This is a genomic window from Pseudomonas sp. JC1203 (assembly GCF_056175065.1).
The window spans coordinates 236,321-250,998 of sequence record NZ_JBWCAM010000008.1 but is presented as its reverse complement, the minus strand read 5'-3'; the positions used below and the strand labels follow the sequence as shown (position 1 = coordinate 250,998).

At 64.7% G+C, this 14,678-nt stretch carries 14 protein-coding genes and 1 pseudogene; 10 read left to right on the top strand and 5 right to left on the bottom strand.

Annotated features, from left to right (window positions below; genetic code table 11):
- Positions 1–119 precede the first annotated feature (119 nt).
- The 3 genes from AC0SZ7_RS14630 (at position 120) to AC0SZ7_RS14620 (ending at position 2,637) form a co-directional block, all read left to right on the top strand.
- Entirely contained in the window at positions 120–599 is a 480-nt protein-coding gene (locus tag AC0SZ7_RS14630; protein ID WP_416427033.1) for a LabA-like NYN domain-containing protein, read from the top strand.
- A gap of 15 nt (positions 600–614) precedes the next feature.
- The gene (locus AC0SZ7_RS14625) at positions 615–1,223 is read left to right on the top strand and encodes a 3'-5' exonuclease (RefSeq protein WP_475505060.1); all 609 of its coding nucleotides are present in this window, start codon (positions 615–617) and stop codon (positions 1,221–1,223) included.
- A 76-nt stretch (positions 1,224–1,299) separates the two neighbouring features.
- Positions 1,300–2,637 (top strand): DEAD/DEAH box helicase, encoded by a 1,338-nt coding sequence (locus AC0SZ7_RS14620; RefSeq protein WP_475505059.1) that lies wholly within the window; start codon positions 1,300–1,302, stop codon positions 2,635–2,637.
- 98 nt (positions 2,638–2,735) lie between these two features.
- Here AC0SZ7_RS14620 and AC0SZ7_RS14615 read toward each other — a convergent pair whose 3' ends face one another.
- Complete coding sequence (locus AC0SZ7_RS14615; protein ID WP_475505058.1) at positions 2,736–3,992, bottom strand: TIGR03862 family flavoprotein; 1,257 nt, start codon at positions 3,990–3,992, stop codon at positions 2,736–2,738.
- A gap of 153 nt (positions 3,993–4,145) precedes the next feature.
- On the bottom strand, positions 4,146–5,063 hold the full coding sequence (locus AC0SZ7_RS14610; RefSeq protein WP_475505057.1) for a histone deacetylase family protein: 918 nt from the start codon (positions 5,061–5,063) through the stop codon (positions 4,146–4,148).
- 79 nt (positions 5,064–5,142) lie between these two features.
- On the opposite strand from AC0SZ7_RS14610, the gene AC0SZ7_RS14605 reads away from it, so the two are divergent.
- The 4 genes from AC0SZ7_RS14605 (at position 5,143) to AC0SZ7_RS14590 (ending at position 8,848) form a co-directional block, all read left to right on the top strand.
- Positions 5,143–5,712: a GNAT family N-acetyltransferase gene (locus AC0SZ7_RS14605; protein WP_475505056.1), complete on the top strand. Its 570-nt coding sequence runs from the start codon at positions 5,143–5,145 to the stop codon at positions 5,710–5,712.
- Positions 5,713–5,811: 99 nt separating this feature from the next.
- Positions 5,812–6,681 (top strand): acyl-CoA thioesterase II, encoded by an 870-nt coding sequence (gene tesB / locus AC0SZ7_RS14600; RefSeq protein WP_475505055.1) that lies wholly within the window; start codon positions 5,812–5,814, stop codon positions 6,679–6,681.
- Entirely contained in the window at positions 6,678–7,265 is a 588-nt protein-coding gene (locus tag AC0SZ7_RS14595) for an HAD family hydrolase (protein ID WP_475505054.1), read from the top strand. The genes tesB and AC0SZ7_RS14595 overlap by 4 nt, the downstream gene beginning before the upstream one ends.
- Before the next feature lie 296 nt (positions 7,266–7,561).
- Positions 7,562–8,848, top strand: coding sequence for a carbohydrate porin (locus tag AC0SZ7_RS14590; protein ID WP_475505053.1), 1,287 nt, complete (start codon positions 7,562–7,564; stop codon positions 8,846–8,848).
- On the opposite strand, the gene ypfJ is transcribed toward AC0SZ7_RS14590, so the two are convergent.
- Positions 8,849–9,748 carry a KPN_02809 family neutral zinc metallopeptidase gene (gene ypfJ, locus AC0SZ7_RS14585; RefSeq protein WP_475505052.1) on the bottom strand — a complete coding sequence of 300 codons (900 nt, stop codon included), beginning with the start codon at positions 9,746–9,748 and terminating at the stop codon, positions 8,849–8,851.
- Between the two features lie 146 nt (positions 9,749–9,894).
- Between ypfJ and pcaH the strand changes: the two genes are divergently transcribed.
- Together pcaH and pcaG are read left to right on the top strand one after the other, a co-directional pair.
- Positions 9,895–10,614, top strand: a complete 720-nt coding sequence (gene pcaH / locus AC0SZ7_RS14580; protein WP_027981145.1) for a protocatechuate 3,4-dioxygenase subunit beta — start codon at positions 9,895–9,897, stop codon at positions 10,612–10,614.
- A gap of 13 nt (positions 10,615–10,627) precedes the next feature.
- The gene (gene pcaG, locus AC0SZ7_RS14575) at positions 10,628–11,233 is read left to right on the top strand and encodes a protocatechuate 3,4-dioxygenase subunit alpha (protein ID WP_455922192.1); all 606 of its coding nucleotides are present in this window, start codon (positions 10,628–10,630) and stop codon (positions 11,231–11,233) included.
- Between the two features lie 54 nt (positions 11,234–11,287).
- Here the strand turns inward: pcaG and AC0SZ7_RS14570 are convergent, their stop codons facing one another.
- A complete protein-coding gene (locus AC0SZ7_RS14570; protein WP_475505051.1) occupies positions 11,288–12,109 on the bottom strand; it encodes an aldo/keto reductase in 822 nt (273 codons plus the stop codon).
- Between the two features lie 188 nt (positions 12,110–12,297).
- Here AC0SZ7_RS14570 and AC0SZ7_RS14565 point away from each other — a divergent pair.
- Positions 12,298–13,050: pseudogene (locus tag AC0SZ7_RS14565) on the top strand (IclR family transcriptional regulator); the annotation flags it as partial.
- Positions 13,051–13,163: 113 nt separating this feature from the next.
- On the opposite strand, the gene AC0SZ7_RS14560 reads toward AC0SZ7_RS14565, so the two are convergent.
- On the bottom strand, positions 13,164–14,480 hold the full coding sequence (locus AC0SZ7_RS14560; RefSeq protein ID WP_475505050.1) for an MFS transporter: 1,317 nt from the start codon (positions 14,478–14,480) through the stop codon (positions 13,164–13,166).
- Positions 14,481–14,678: the final 198 nt, after the last annotated feature.

Genomic DNA, 14,678 nt, shown 5'->3' with positions numbered 1-14,678 from the left:
GCATTCGGCCCGCCACCCCCGGCGGGCCGTTTCGCCAGACAATTCCCAGCACCCGCGTTGCAACTGGCATACTGACGGCCTGATCAAGGTCGAGCGCTTCGGCGCCACGAGGATGTGCGGTGAAAAGAATCGCGGTGTTCGCCGATGTACAAAACCTCTATTACACCGTTCGTCAGGCGTATGGTTGCCACTTCAACTATGCCGCCCTGTGGGCTGACATCAGCAAGGGCGGGCAGATCGTCGAGGCCTACGCCTATGCCATCGACCGCGGTGACAGCAAACAGCAGCAGTTCCAGCAGATCCTGCGCAACCTGGGCTTCACGGTAAAACTCAAGCCGTACATCCAGCGCAGCGACGGTTCGGCCAAGGGTGACTGGGACGTGGGCATCACCATCGATATCATGGACGCCGCCGACCGCGTCGACGAAGTGGTGCTGGCCTCCGGCGATGGCGACTTCGACCTGCTGCTCGAACGCATCATCAGCAAGCACGGCGTCACCGCCGTTGCCTACGGCGTGCCGGGGCTCACCGCCAATTCACTGATCCGCGCCGCCAGCCGCTACGTGCCCATCGAAGGCGCGTTGCTGCTCAAGAACTGAACACCTGGAGTTGCTTTGGAACGTATTGCCGTCATCGACTTTGAAACCACCGGTATCTCGCCGAACGCCTACTGCCGCGCCACTGAAATCGCCGTGGTGATGCTCGAACGCGGGCAGATCGTGGACCGTTACCAGAGCCTGATGAACGCTGGCGTCGCGGTGCCCGGCTTTGTCGCCAGCCTGACCGGCATCACCACCGCCATGGTGCGCAGCGCGCCGCCGGTGGCGCAGGTGATGAACGAGGTGGCGGACTTCGTCGGTGACACGCCGCTGCTGGCGCACAACGCCTCATTCGACCAACGGTTCTGGGACTTCGAACTGGGCCTGTTGCGCCGCGAGCGCCGCCAGCGCTTCGCCTGCTCGATGCTGCTGGCCCGCCGCCTGATGCCGGCCGCGCCCAACCACAAGCTCGGCACCCTGACCCAATGGGCCGGCCTGCCGAACACCGGCACCGCCCACCGGGCCATGGCCGACGCCGAAATGGCCGCCAACCTCATCCAGCACCTGGCCGGGGAGCTGCGTGGCACCCATGGCCTGAGCAACGTCGGGCACGACCTGTTCTGCACCTTGCAGAAGATCCCCGCGGCCAAGATAGGCGAGGCGCTGCGCAAGCAGCGCGGTTGAACGCCGGCGAACCGCAACAGGCGCCGACAAGGTAAACTGCGCACCATTGCAGAACTTGACCTTACGGTACCCCCTGATGACATTCGCCACCCTTGGCCTGATCGAACCCCTGCTGCGCGCCCTGGAAACCCTCGGCTACCAGACCCCGACGCCGGTACAGGCCCAGGCCATTCCGGCCGTGCTGGCCGGCCGCGACCTGATGGCCGCCGCCCAGACCGGCACCGGCAAGACCGCAGGTTTTGCCCTGCCGATGCTGCAGCGCCTGACCATGGAAGGCCCGAAAGTTGCCAGCAACTCGGTGCGCGCGCTGGTGCTGGTGCCGACCCGCGAGCTGGCCGAGCAGGTGCACGCCAACATCCAGGAATACGGCCAGCACCTGCCGCTGAGCACTTATGCGGTGTACGGCGGCGTCAGCATCAACCCGCAGATGATGAAACTGCGCAAGGGCGTCGACCTGCTGGTGGCCACCCCCGGGCGCTTGCTCGACCTGTACCGCCAGAACGCCGTCAAGTTCAGCCAACTGGAAACCCTGGTGCTGGACGAAGCCGACCGCATGCTCGACCTGGGCTTCGCCGAAGAGCTGCGTGACATCTACGCCGCCCTGCCGAAAAAGCGCCAGACCCTGCTGTTCTCCGCCACCTTCTCCGACGCCATCCGCCTGTTGGCCGGGCAGATGCTCAACGACCCGCTGAGCATTGAAGTCAGCCCGCGCAACGTCGCCGCCGCGTCGGTGAAGCAGTGGGTGGTGACCGTGGACAAGAAGCGCAAGCCAGAGCTGTTCATCCACCTGCTCAAGCGCCTGAAGTGGAAGCAGACCCTGGTGTTCGCCAAGACCCGCAACGGTGTCGACGCGCTGGTGGAACGCCTGCAGGGCCTGGGCATCAACGCCGACGGTATCCACGGCGACAAGCCCCAGGCCACGCGCCAGCGCGCCCTGGACCGCTTCAAGGCCAGTGAAGTGCAGATCCTGGTGGCCACCGACGTTGCCGCCCGCGGTCTGGACATCGACGACCTGCCTACCGTGGTCAACTTCGACCTGCCCATCGTTGCCGAAGACTACGTGCACCGCATTGGCCGCACCGGCCGTGCCGGCCTGACCGGCGAGGCGATCTCGCTGGTGTGCGCCGACGAGGTGCAGCTGCTCTCGGCCATCGAAGTGCTGACCCGCCAGACCCTCAAGCGTACCGAAGAGCATGGCTTCGAGCCCGACCACCGGGTGCCGGAAACCAACGCCAGCGGCGACGTGCTGAAGAAGCCGAAAAAACCGAAGAAACCCAAGGTTACCGGCGGCAAGCGCACCCTGGGCAAATGGTTGGACAGCGGCGACACCCCCACCGAAAACGTTGCCCCGGCGGCCAAGCCGGTGCGCAAGGTGCCCGCGTTCAACACCGGCCCGCGCAAGCGCAAGCCCTGACCTATCGCAGCGCCTTCGGCCTCTCTGCGTAGCAGCTGCCGAAGGCTGCGTCCGGCGGCCGTCCTGCGTTGCATCGGGACGCGGCCTGGCGGCCGCTGCTACGGGGTGTACGGGATGTGTGGGGCGTTCAGCCAAGCCAGCGCGCCCTGCGCAGCGCGCCGGCCGCTGGCAAAGCAGGCGGTCAGCAGGTAGCCGCCGGTCGGCGCTTCCCAGTCCAGCATTTCTCCCGCACAGAACACCCCAGGCAACGCCTGCAACATCAGCCCGGCGTCCAGCCCTTCGAAACGCACGCCACCGGCGGTGCTGATGGCCTCATCCAGCGGCCGTGGCCGCACCAGCACGATCGGCAGCGCCTTGATCGCCTGGGCCAACGCCTGCGGGTCATCGAAGGTGGCCTTGTCGGTCAGCTCGCGCAGCAGGGCCGCCTTCACGCCATCCAGGCCAAGCACGCTGTGCAGATGCTTGGCCATTGAGCGTGAACCGCGTGGCCTGGCCAGCGCGGCAGCCACTTTATCCACAGGCTTGTTGGGCAGCAGGTCGAGGTACAGCGTGGCCTGGCCGCTGGCGTTGATCTGCTCGCGCACCTGCGCCGACAGCGCGTACACCAGGCTACCCTCGATACCGCCGGCGGTGACGATGGCTTCACCCAGGCGCGGTGTTTCGCCGGCCAGGTACATGGCGACGTTCTTCAGTGGCGCACCGGCGAACTTCTCGCGCAGCAGGTCGCTCCAGGCCGCCACCTCGAAACCGCAGTTCGCCGCCTGCAATGGCGCGGTAGCCACGCCGCGGGCGTTCAGCCACGGCAGCCAGGCGCCGTTGGAACCCAGGCGTGCCCAGCTGGCGCCGCCCAGCGCCAGCAGCGTGGCGGCTGGCGCCAGCGCCAATTCGCCATCGGGGTGGCTGATGCGCAGGCTGCCGTCCGCGTTCCAGCCCTGCCAGCGGTGGCGGGTGTGGATAACCACGCCCTGCTCGCGCAGGCGCTTGAGCCAGGCGCGCAGCAGCGGCGCGGCTTTCATGTCGGTGGGGAATACGCGGCCAGAGGTGCCGACGAAGGTCTCAATGCCCAGCCCGTGAATCCATTGGCACAGCTGGTCGGCGTTGAAGCCCTCCAGCAGCGCCGCCACTTCGTCGCGACGTTCGGCGTAGCGGCCGACGAAGGCAGCGTACGGCTCGGAGTGGGTGATGTTCATGCCGCCCACGCCGGCCAGGAGGAACTTGCGCCCCACCGAGGGCATGGCGTCAAACACCTCGACGCGCGCGCCGGCCTGGCTCAGGACTTCAGCCGCCATCAGCCCGGCAGGGCCGCCGCCGATGATCGCGACGTGGTGGGCAGGGGCGGGCAGGGAATCGGACATGGGGCGGCCATCGGGTGCGAAATTGAGCCGTGCATTGTATCTCATCGCCGGTGGATAAAAAACGTACAGCAGGCTGCAGGCCGCGCCGATACTGGCGTGGCAGAGCTTGCGCGCAGGTTATCCACAGGCGGTTCCACAGTGGATGTGGGTAAGTTACAGCCCCAGATCCGTCCACACCCGCTGCGCGCTGTGGTGCAGCAGGCCGTGGCGGCGCGCCAGGGCTTCGCGGTCTTTGCTGTAGCCGCCGCCGATCACGCCCATCACCGCAATGTCGCGGCCCAGGCAGTGGCGCAATACCGCTTCGTCGCGGGCCGAGACGCCGGCATCGGTCAGTTGCAGGTAGCCCAGGGCGTCGTCCTTGTGCACGTCCACGCCGGCGTCGTACAAAACAAGATCCGGCTGGTACAGCGGCAGCAGGTAGTTGAGGGTGTCGTTCACCACCGTCAGGTAGTCGGCGTCGCCCATGCCCATGGGCAGCGGGATGTCCCAGTCACTGTCGGCCTTGCGCGCGGGAAAGTTCTTTTCGCAGTGCAGGGAAACGGTGATCGCGTCCGGGGTATCCGCCAGGATCCGCGCCGTGCCGTCGCCCTGGTGCACGTCGCAATCGAAAATCAGCACGCGGTTGACCCGGCCGCTGCCCAGCAGCGCATGGCTGATGATGGCCAGGTCATTGAAAATGCAGAAGCCGGCGGGGTGGTCATAATGAGCATGGTGAGTGCCGCCGGCCAGGTGGCAGGCCAGGCCGTGCTGCAAGGCCTGCTCGGCGGCCAGCAGCGAGCCGCCCACCGCGCGCACGGTGCGCCGCGCCAGCGCCTCGCTCCAGGGCAGGCCCAGGCGGCGCTGGTCTTCGCGGGCCAGGTCGCCGCTCATGAAACGCTCGATGTAGTCGCGGTCATGGGCCAGCGCCAGCACCTCATTGGGGCACAGCTGCGGGCGCAGCAGGTCGGCGTCGTTGACCAGGCCGCTGGCCACCAGGTGGTCGCGCAGTAAGCGGAACTTGTCCATCGGGAACCGGTGTTCAGGCGGGAAGGGCGGGCTGTAGTCGTCGTGATAAATCAGTGGCAGCGGCATGAGCAATTCACGGCAGGTGGATGTCCGATTCTTGCCAGGGTCACGGTAAACTTCAAGGACTGCACGGGGGATTGCACCAATGAAGCCGATTTTGCAGCTGGAAAGCGCACGCCTGGTGCTGCGCCAGTGGCGCGACGACGACCTGCCGGAGTTCGCCGCCATGTCGGCCGACCCGCAGGTGATGCGCTATTTCCCGGCGCCACTCACGCGCCTGGAAAGCGCCGCGCTGATCGGTCGCGTGCGTGGCCATTTCAATGAATACGGTTTCGGCCTGTGGGCGCTGGAACGCAAGGACACCGGTGCCTTCATCGGTTTCACCGGCCTGAACTACGTCAACTTCGAGGCGCCGTTTACGCCGGCGGTGGAGATCGGCTGGCGCCTGGCGCGCCGCCATTGGGGCCTGGGCTTTGCTAGCGAAGCCGCCTGGACCAGCCTGCGCGTGGCCTTCGGGCAGTTGGGCCTTGAGGAGGTGGTGTCGTTCACTGCCCAGTGCAACCTGCCTTCGGAGAAGGTGATGCAGGCCATCGGCATGCAACGTGACCCCCGGGACGACTTCGATCACCCGCGCCTGCCCGCCGGCCATGAACTGCAGCGCCACGTGCTGTACCGCATCGACCGCGACCAGTGGCGCCACACCTTGCACGGCTAGACCAACGTCGCGGCGGTGGGGTTTGCCCCTGTAAAGCCTGTATCATTTCCCCCGTTGGCTCGTTTCACGGGCACTGTCAGCGTTATTTGGAGAGTTCGTATGAGCCATGTGTTGGACGACCTGGTCGACCTGTTGACCCTGGAACCCATCGAGGAAAACCTGTTCCGCGGGCGCAGCCAGGACCTGGGCTTCCGCCAGCTGTTCGGCGGCCAGGTGCTGGGCCAGTCGCTGTCGGCGGCCAGCCAGACCGTGGAAGATGCCCGCCACGTGCACTCGCTGCACGGCTATTTCCTGCGCCCGGGCGACGCCCAGTTGCCGGTGGTGTACATGGTCGACAAGGTGCGCGACGGCGGCAGCTTCAGCACTCGCCGGGTCACGGCCGTGCAGAAGGGCCAGCAGATCTTCACCTGCAGCGCCTCCTTCCAGTACGACGAGGAAGGCTACGAGCACCAGGCCTCGATGCCCAACGTGGTGGGGCCGGAAAACCTGCCCACCGAGCTTGAGCTGACGCAAAAGAACGCGCACCTGTTGCCCGAGCACATCCGCGACAAGCTGCTGTGCCCCAAGCCGATCGAAGTGCGCCCGGTGACCGAGCGTGACCCGTACAACCCGGCGCCCGGCGACCCGGTGAAATACGTGTGGTTCCGCGCCGACGGCACCCTGCCGGACATCCCGGCGCTGCACAAATACATCATGGCGTATGCCTCGGACTTCGGCCTGTTGACCACCTCGCTGCTGCCACACGGCAAGTCGGTGTGGCACAAGGATATGCAACTGGCCAGCCTCGACCACGCCCTGTGGTTCCACGGTGACCTGCGCGCCGATGACTGGTTGCTGTATGCCATGGACAGCCCCTGGGCCGCCAACGCCCGTGGTTTCTGCCGCGGCAGCGTGTACAACCGCGCCGGCCAACTGGTGGCATCCGCCGCCCAGGAAGGCTTGATTCGCCAGCGCAAGGACTGGGCGTGAGCCTGCGCGACATTCGTCACTGGGTGTTCGACATGGACGGCACCCTGACCGTGGCGGTGCATGACTTCGCGGCCATTCGCGTGGCCCTGGAGATACCGCCCGAGGACGATATCCTCACCCACCTGGCCGCGTTGCCGGCCGAGGAGGCGGCGGCCAAGCATGCCTGGCTGCTGGAACACGAGCGCGAGTTGGCGGTGGCCTCGCGCGCCGCTGATGGCGCCGTGGCGCTGGTGCGCAGCCTGGCGGCGCGTGGGCACACCCTGGGCATCCTGACGCGCAACGCGCGGGAGCTGGCGCATATCACCCTGGAAGCCATCGGCATTGCCGACTGCTTTGCAGTGGAAGATGTATTGGGCCGTGACGACGCGTTGCCAAAGCCCAACCCCGATGGCCTGCTCAAGTTGGCCAGCGCCTGGGGCGTGGCGCCGTCGCAGATGGTGATGGTCGGCGATTACCGCTTTGACCTGGACTGCGGCCGCGCGGCAGGCACCCACACCGTGCTGGTGAACCTGCCCGATAACCCCTGGCCCGAACTGGCCGACTGGCACGCGCCCACCTGCGCTGCCCTGCTCAACCTCGTCTGATTCCCACTACCCCGTAGCAGCTGCCGAAGGCTGCGTCCTCCCCCGTCATGCATGGGGCCGGGGACGCGGCCTTCGGCCGCTGCTACGGGATACGGTTGCCCCCGGCGGACCTTCGCACACCAGCAGATGAAACTAAACTAACTATTCCGATCATTTTCTTAAATTTCGAAATAGTTTTTTGCTACCATTGGTCTTAATCCTTGAGGGGTGCGTCATTATGATGCACCCCTCGCACTAGGCTAGAACTGCCCTGCCTGCCGATACACCCCCAGAATCAATTCAAATCGTAGAGAATCATGCTGATCAAATCCTCGCGTTGCATTAAGACTTCGGGCCTGGTGGCCGGCCTGTCGCTGGGCTCCCTGGTGGTTGCGGCCCCGGGCATGGCCCTGGCTGACGACTCGACCATGACCGGTAACTGGGGTGGCGAGCGGACCCGCCTCGAGAACGAAGGCATCAAGATCACCAGCGACTACGTTTCCGAAACGTTCGGCACCGTGCACGGTGGCGAGAGCCACGGCGCTCGTTACGCGCAACAACTGCGTATTGGCGCCCGTTTCGACCTGAGCAAGATCCTGGGTATCGACAATGGCGGCGTGGTGCAGGTGATGGTCACCGACCGTCGCGGCAACAGCGCCTCGGCTGACCTGGTGGGCAACCGCCTGCCGGTGCAGGAAATCTACGGCGGCCAGTACACTCGTATCAGCGAAATCAGCTACGAGCGCACTATATTCACCCCGAACCTGGACATGAAAGTGGGCTTCATGCCCATGGGTAACGACTTCGGCGGCATGAGCATCCTCACCAACTTCGTCAACGCCGGCTTCTGCGCCCACCCGTTGTCGATGTCCGGTGGCAGCGGCTGGACCAACGCCCCGACCGGTAAGTGGGGCGGCATGCTGAAGTACAAGATCAACGACGAGTGGGCTATCCAGACCGCTGCGTTCGAGGTCAACCCAGTCACCAGCAGCGAGTCGAAATACGCGCTGCGCGTGAGCCCGGACCAGTACACCGGCACCATCATGCCGATTGAAGCCATCTACACCCGTGGCGGCACCTACGACGGCCAGTACAAGTTCGGCTGGTACTACGATACTTCCGACACTGCGCGCATCAATGGCAGCGGTACCGCCGCCGGCCGTTCGGGCTCCTACGTACTGGCTGACCAGGCTGTGTGGCGCTCTGCCACCGATGCCAAGCGCAACCTGCACGTGTTCGGCCAGGCTACCCAGACCGACGCCGCTACCTCGCCGTTCCGTCACTGGTACTCGGTTGGCGTGGTGCTGCACAAGCCGTTCGACAGCCGTCCTGACGACGCCATCGGCCTGGCCTACGGCCGTGCCGTGCTGAACGAGCGCACCCGTGACAACCAGATCGCCGCCGCCAGCACTGCTGCCGCCGCCGATGCCATCGACAACCTGGACAGCGGCGAACAGCTGATCGAACTGAGCTACACCGCCCAGGTCACCAAGTGGCTGACCGTGCGCCCTGACGTGCAGTACATCAAGGAACCCGGCGCCTTCTACGGCGTGAACACCCAGAACGCGCTGATGGCTGGCGTACAGATCAAGGCTGCGTTCTGATCAGAGGGTCTTCGCCCCGAAGGTATCGCACTGGTTGATCTGACCCTGGGCGAAACCGGCCTTGAACCAGCGCACGCGCTGGGCTGAAGTGCCATGGGTGAACGAGTCGGGGACCACGCGTCCCTGGCTCTGCTGCTGCAAGCGATCGTCGCCAATGGCATTGGCGGCGTTCAGCGCCGACTCCACGTCGCCGGGTTCCAGCCACTGCAACCGCTGTTGCGCGTGGAAGGCCCACACTCCCGCCAGGCAGTCAGCCTGCAACTCCTGCCTTACCGACAAGCCATTGGCCCCTTCCATGGGCGCGCCACGCTGGCGTGCAGCCTGCACCTTGGCGGGTATGCCCAGCAGGTTCTGCACATGGTGGCCCACTTCATGGGCGATCACGTAAGCGTCGGCAAACTCGCCGGCGGCGTGAAAGCGCTGGTCCATTTCCTTGAAGAAATCCATGTCCAGGTACACCTGATGGTCACCCGGGCAATAGAAGGGGCCCGTCGCCGAGGTGGCGAAACCGCACGCCGAATTCACCTGGCCACGGAACAGGATCAGTTTGGGGTCCTGATACTGACGGCCGCCTTGCTGGAAGATCTGCTGCCACGTGTCCTCGGTATCGCCGAGGATGGCCCGGACAAAATCGGCCTGCTGGTCGTTGGCCGGCGGGGCAGCTCGGTTGCTGGTGTCCACCGGGGCGGTCTGCGGCTGGCTCAGTTGCCCGGTCAGTTGTCCGAGAATCTGCATGGGGTCCTGGCCTGTCAGCAGGCCAAAGCCGACGATCAGCACCACGGCGGTCAGGCTCAGGCCCTTGCCGCCAATGCGCAGCCCGCCGCCCCCACCGCCTGCACCTGAACCGTCATCGCGGGCATCCACCACGTTGTCACTGCGCCGGCCTTTTTTCCACAGCATGGTGAGCACCCTCCACGACAGATATTCAGATAACCATTTGGATATGTATCCGACTGCTATATTCAATTTTCGTTGTGGGAATTTTCATTGAGACTAGTCCGAAGCCTGTCCGCAGGACCCAATAAATCAAATAATAGGAGAACGGCATGTCTTCCCAAGACACCAGTCGCTTCGTTATCCGTGATCGCAATTGGCACCCCAAGGCCCTGACCCCCGACTACAAGACCTCCGTGGCCCGTTCCCCGCGCCAAGCGCTGGTGAGCATTCCACAGTCGGCCAGCGAGTCTACCGGCCCTGACTTTTCCCACCTGAAATTCGGCAAGTACGACAACGACCTGCTGCTGAACTTCAACAATGGTGGCCTGCCCATCGGCGAGCGCATCATCGTCGCCGGCCGTGTGTGCGACCAGTACGGCAAGCCTATTCCCCACACCCTGGTGGAGATCTGGCAAGCGAACGCCGGCGGCCGCTACCGTCACAAGAACGACCGCTACCTGGCGCCGCTGGACCCCAACTTCGGTGGTGTCGGCCGCATGGTTACCGACAGCGAAGGCTACTTCAACTTCCGCACCATCAAGCCGGGCCCGTACCCATGGCGCAACGGCCCCAATGACTGGCGCCCAGCGCACATCCACGTGTCGGTCAGCGGCCCGTCGATCTCCACGCGCCTGATCACCCAGCTGTACTTCGAAGGCGACCCGCTGATTCCGATGTGCCCGATCGTCAAGTCGATCGCCGACCCCGAAGCCGTGCAGAGCCTGATCGCCAAGCTCGACATGAACCACGCAAACCCGATGGATTGCCTGGCCTACCGCTTCGACATCGTGCTGCGCGGCCAGCGCAAGACCCACTTCGAGAACTGCTGAGGAGAGCGCCACCATGCCTATTACCTTGCTCAAGGAAACACCTTCGCAGACCGCCGGCCCGTACGTGCACATCGGCCTGGCCCTGTCCGCTGCCGGCAACCCGCCGCGCGACGAGGAAATCTGGAACCAGATGGCCAAGCCCGGCGCGCCCGGCGAGCACATCATCCTGATCGGCGACGTCTACGACGGCAACGGCCACAAGGTGCGCGACTCGTTCTTGGAGTTCTGGCAGGCTGACGCCAACGGCCACTACGACACGGACTACAACCTGGAGAAGCCGTTCAACAGCTTCGGCCGCACCGCCACCACCTTCGACGGTGGCGAGTGGGACCTGCACACCATCAAGCCGGGCGTGGTCAAGAACGCGGCCGGCGTGCCGATGGCGCCGCACATCAACGTCAGCCTGTTTGCCCGTGGCATCAACATCCACCTGCAGACCCGCCTGTACTTCAGCGACGAAGCCGAGGCCAACGCCAAGGACCCGGTGCTGAACCTGATCGAGCAGCCGGCCCGTCGCGAAACCCTGATCGCCACCCGTTGCGAAGTGAACGGCAAGACCGCCTACCGCTTCGACATCCGCATCCAGGGTGAAGGCGAGACAGTGTTCTTCGACTTCTAAGCCTGTCTGCAGCCACAAAAAAACCGCCGTTATCGGCGGTTTTTTGTGTGGCCATCAATCCCACTGCGGGGCGAACGGCGGGCTTACCAGGCGCTGGTCTTTGGGCAGCGCGGCAATGATTTTGCGGTCTTCATCATCCAGCGGCACCTGCAGCGATGCCAGGTTGCTCAGCTGGTTGGCCTTGCTCGCAGCCTTCGGAATGGCGGCCACGCCGTCCTGGTCCAGCAGCCACTTCAGCGCCACTTGGGTCGGCAACACGCCGTGCTTTTCGGCAATGGCCTGCAGTTGCGGGATGTCCGACACGCGGTTGCGCACAATCGGGCTGTAGGCGGTCAGGGCCATGTCGTGCTTGCGCGCCAGTTGCAGCAGCGGCGTCTGGTCCAGGGTGACGTGATATTCGACCTGCAGCACCGACAGCGGCGCGCCCAGCTCTTCCAGCACCCTGGTCAGCAGCGGCAGCGGGAAGTTGGCCACGCCGATGTTGCGCGCGCGGCCGTCTTCCTTGAACGACACCAGGGTGTCGATGGTGCGTTCCAGGTCCCAGTCCTTGGTCGGCCAGTGAATCATGAACAGGTCGACGTAGTCGCTTTGCAGCGCCTTCAGGGTGTTGTCGAAGGATTGGCGCATGTCGGCCGGGGCCAGCTTGTCCCACCATACCTTGCTGGTGACGTGGATCTGCTCGCGGGGCACCGAAGACTGCACCAGCGCCTTGCCCACGGCGTCTTCGTTGTTGTAACCGGCGGCGGTGTCGATGTGCCGGTAGCCCACCTCCAGCGCCTGCACCACGGCGGCGGTACATTCCTCGCCGACCATGGGCCAGGTACCCAGGCCCAGCTTGGGCATGTTCAGCCCGTGACGGTTGGTGATGCTCTGCATGCGCAATCTCCCTGCATTCGTTTTTGCTGACGGGTTATGTAATATTCTGGAATCAAGTTCCACATTCTATGGCCGGGTTTCCCGCCAGGCCAAGGGGTGCGGCGCCGAAGTTGGGCGAAGATCGGACAATGGTTGCGCTTCGTCCCCCCGTGGCTAGAATCGCCACACTTTCACCAGGACCCACGACCATGGCCGGCAGTCAGATCGAACGCGCTTTCAGCCTTCTCGAAAGCCTCACCAGCGACCCTCGCGGCTTGCCCATGCAAACCCTGGCCGAGCAACTGGACATCCCCAAGAGCGCCACCCACCGCATGCTCGGCGAACTGATGCGCCTGGGCTACGTGCGCCAGAACCCGGACAACAGCCGCTACCACCTGTCCACCAAGCTTGTGGCCATGGGGTTTCGCTACCTGGCCAGCAGCGGCGCCGATATCGTCCAGCCGATTCTCGACCGGCTGGCGCAGTACACCGGCGAACTGGTGCGGCTGGGGGTGATCGATGGCGACCGGCAAACCTGGATCGCCAAGTCCCAGGGCGCCCGTTCCGGCTTGCGCTACGACCCGGAGATGGGCCGCGACGCGCCGCTGTTCTATACCGCTTCCGGGCACGCCTGGCTGGCCAGCATGAGCGATGCCCAGGCGCTGGCGCTGGTGGAGCAGCAGGGCATCGCCGACCCGGCGGACTTCGGGCCGAACGCACCGAAGTCCAACACCGAGTTGCTGCAATGCCTGGAACAGGCGCGCTTGCGCGGGTATTCGCTGGTGATGGAGAGCTCGGCGGTGGGCACCTCGGCCATTGCCGCCGTGGTGCGCCGGCCGGTGGACGGCCAGGTGGTGGGGGTGTTGAGCGTCGCCGGGCCGACGGCGCGGTTGAGCGAGGGGCGGTTGCAGGAGCTGTCGGTTGCCTTGTTGGCGGCGGCTGAAGAGCTGTCTGGGGCAAGCCCTGGGTGGTATTTTTGCTGTTATACTGTGCGGGCTTTGGGGGAGCGGGCTTGCCAGCGAGTTTTTGGGCCTCAACCGCTCGCTGGCAAGCCAGCTCCCACGGGGCGCAACAACTAATCGACCACCGGCACCTTGCGCGGGGCCATCAGGTACAGCCAGGCCAGGGCGATGAAATACATGCCTGGAATGATCATGAACAACACGTGGTAGTTGTTGTTGGTCACGGTCAGGATGTAGCCCACGATCTGGGTCATGAACATGCCGCCCACCGCGGCGCACATGCCGCCGAAACCAAACACCGTGCTCATCATGTGCTTGGGCGTGTAGTCCATTACCACCGCCCAGATGTTCGCAGTCCAGGCCTGGTGCGCGGCAATCGCCAGGGAAATCGCCAGCACCGCCACCCACAGGTTGCTGGTGCCCGCGGCGCCCACCACGGCGATGATGCACAGGGCGAACATCAGCATCGAGGTCAGCCGTGCCTTCACAGGCGACACGCCACGGCCGATCAGGAACGACGACAGAATGCCGCCGCCGACGCTGCCGAAGTCGGCGCTCAGGTAAATGATGATCAGCGGAATGCCCATCTGGGTCACGTTGATGCCCAGCTGGTATTGCTGGTTCAGGAACGGCGGTAGCCAGTACAGGTAGAACCAGAACACCGGCGCGGTAATCGAGTACGCCAGGGCAAAGGCCCAGGTGCCGCGCATGCGCAGGATGCGGTGGAACGGCACGGCCTGCTGCGCAGGCTCGGGCTCGCCCTGCACGTACTCAAGCTCGCTCTGCTTCACCCGCGGGTGGTCTTCGGGGTTGTAGTATTTCAGGCCCCAGAACACCACCCAGGTCAGGCCCAGGCAGGCCATGCAGACAAACGCTGCCTGCCAGCCCCACACGGTCAGGATCAACGGCAGCATCACCGGGGTGATCATCGCGCCGACGTTGGTGCCGGCGTTGAAGATGCCGGTGGCCACGGCGCGCTCGCCGGCCGGGAACCACAGGCGCGTGGTTTTCACGCAGGCCGGGTAGTTGGCGGCTTCGGTCAGGCCGAGAATGAAGCGGCACACCATAAAGCCGGCGGCGGACGTCGCCAGGCCATGCAGGCCGGTGGCCAGGCTCCACAGCAGCACCGCGCAGAAGAACACGCGCTTGACCCCGACCTTGTCGATCAGCCGGCCCTGCAGCACGAAGCCGATGGCGTAGCCCACCTGGAACCAGAAGTTGATGTTGGCGTAGTCCATCGCCGTCCAGCTCATTTCCTTGGCCAGGATAGGCTGCATCACGCCCAGGGCGGCGCGGTCGATGTAGTTCAGGGTGGTGGCGAAGAACACCAGGGCGAGCATGCCCCAGCGGGTCTTGCCCACGGCCAGTGCGCCGCGGATTTTCTCGCCCATGCTGGCATGGCGAGGCACGAGAGCATTTACAGCGTGCATGTGAGTTACCCGATTCTTGAAATTTTTATGGAGTAGCGCTGCGCTGAAGGTCTCTGGGTTTAAGACATTCAGTTTCACTTGTCGGTTGGCTTTTGGCCGCATGACGGACTTCAATGGGGGTTGGGATGTTGGCGATCAGCCGAAAAATCGTCAATTGAATAGGCCGCTTTCCGGTCGATAATCGCACACAAAACTAAC

What these genes read in the sequence shown, in the direction of transcription:
- AC0SZ7_RS14620 (WP_475505059.1), top strand. Translation starts at nt 1,300, where the DNA reads ATGACATTCGCCACCCTTGGCCTGATCGAACCCCTGCTGCGCGCCCTG.
- AC0SZ7_RS14615 (WP_475505058.1), bottom strand. Translation starts at nt 3,992, where the DNA reads ATGTCCGATTCCCTGCCCGCCCCTGCCCACCACGTCGCGATCATCGGC.
- AC0SZ7_RS14610 (WP_475505057.1), bottom strand. Translation starts at nt 5,063, where the DNA reads ATGCCGCTGCCACTGATTTATCACGACGACTACAGCCCGCCCTTCCCG.
- AC0SZ7_RS14605 (WP_475505056.1), top strand. Translation starts at nt 5,143, where the DNA reads ATGAAGCCGATTTTGCAGCTGGAAAGCGCACGCCTGGTGCTGCGCCAG.
- tesB (WP_475505055.1), top strand. Translation starts at nt 5,812, where the DNA reads ATGAGCCATGTGTTGGACGACCTGGTCGACCTGTTGACCCTGGAACCC.
- AC0SZ7_RS14590 (WP_475505053.1), top strand. Translation starts at nt 7,562, where the DNA reads ATGCTGATCAAATCCTCGCGTTGCATTAAGACTTCGGGCCTGGTGGCC.
- ypfJ (WP_475505052.1), bottom strand. Translation starts at nt 9,748, where the DNA reads ATGCTGTGGAAAAAAGGCCGGCGCAGTGACAACGTGGTGGATGCCCGC.
- pcaH (WP_027981145.1), top strand. Translation starts at nt 9,895, where the DNA reads ATGTCTTCCCAAGACACCAGTCGCTTCGTTATCCGTGATCGCAATTGG.
- pcaG (WP_455922192.1), top strand. Translation starts at nt 10,628, where the DNA reads ATGCCTATTACCTTGCTCAAGGAAACACCTTCGCAGACCGCCGGCCCG.
- AC0SZ7_RS14570 (WP_475505051.1), bottom strand. Translation starts at nt 12,109, where the DNA reads ATGCAGAGCATCACCAACCGTCACGGGCTGAACATGCCCAAGCTGGGC.
- AC0SZ7_RS14560 (WP_475505050.1), bottom strand. Translation starts at nt 14,480, where the DNA reads ATGCACGCTGTAAATGCTCTCGTGCCTCGCCATGCCAGCATGGGCGAG.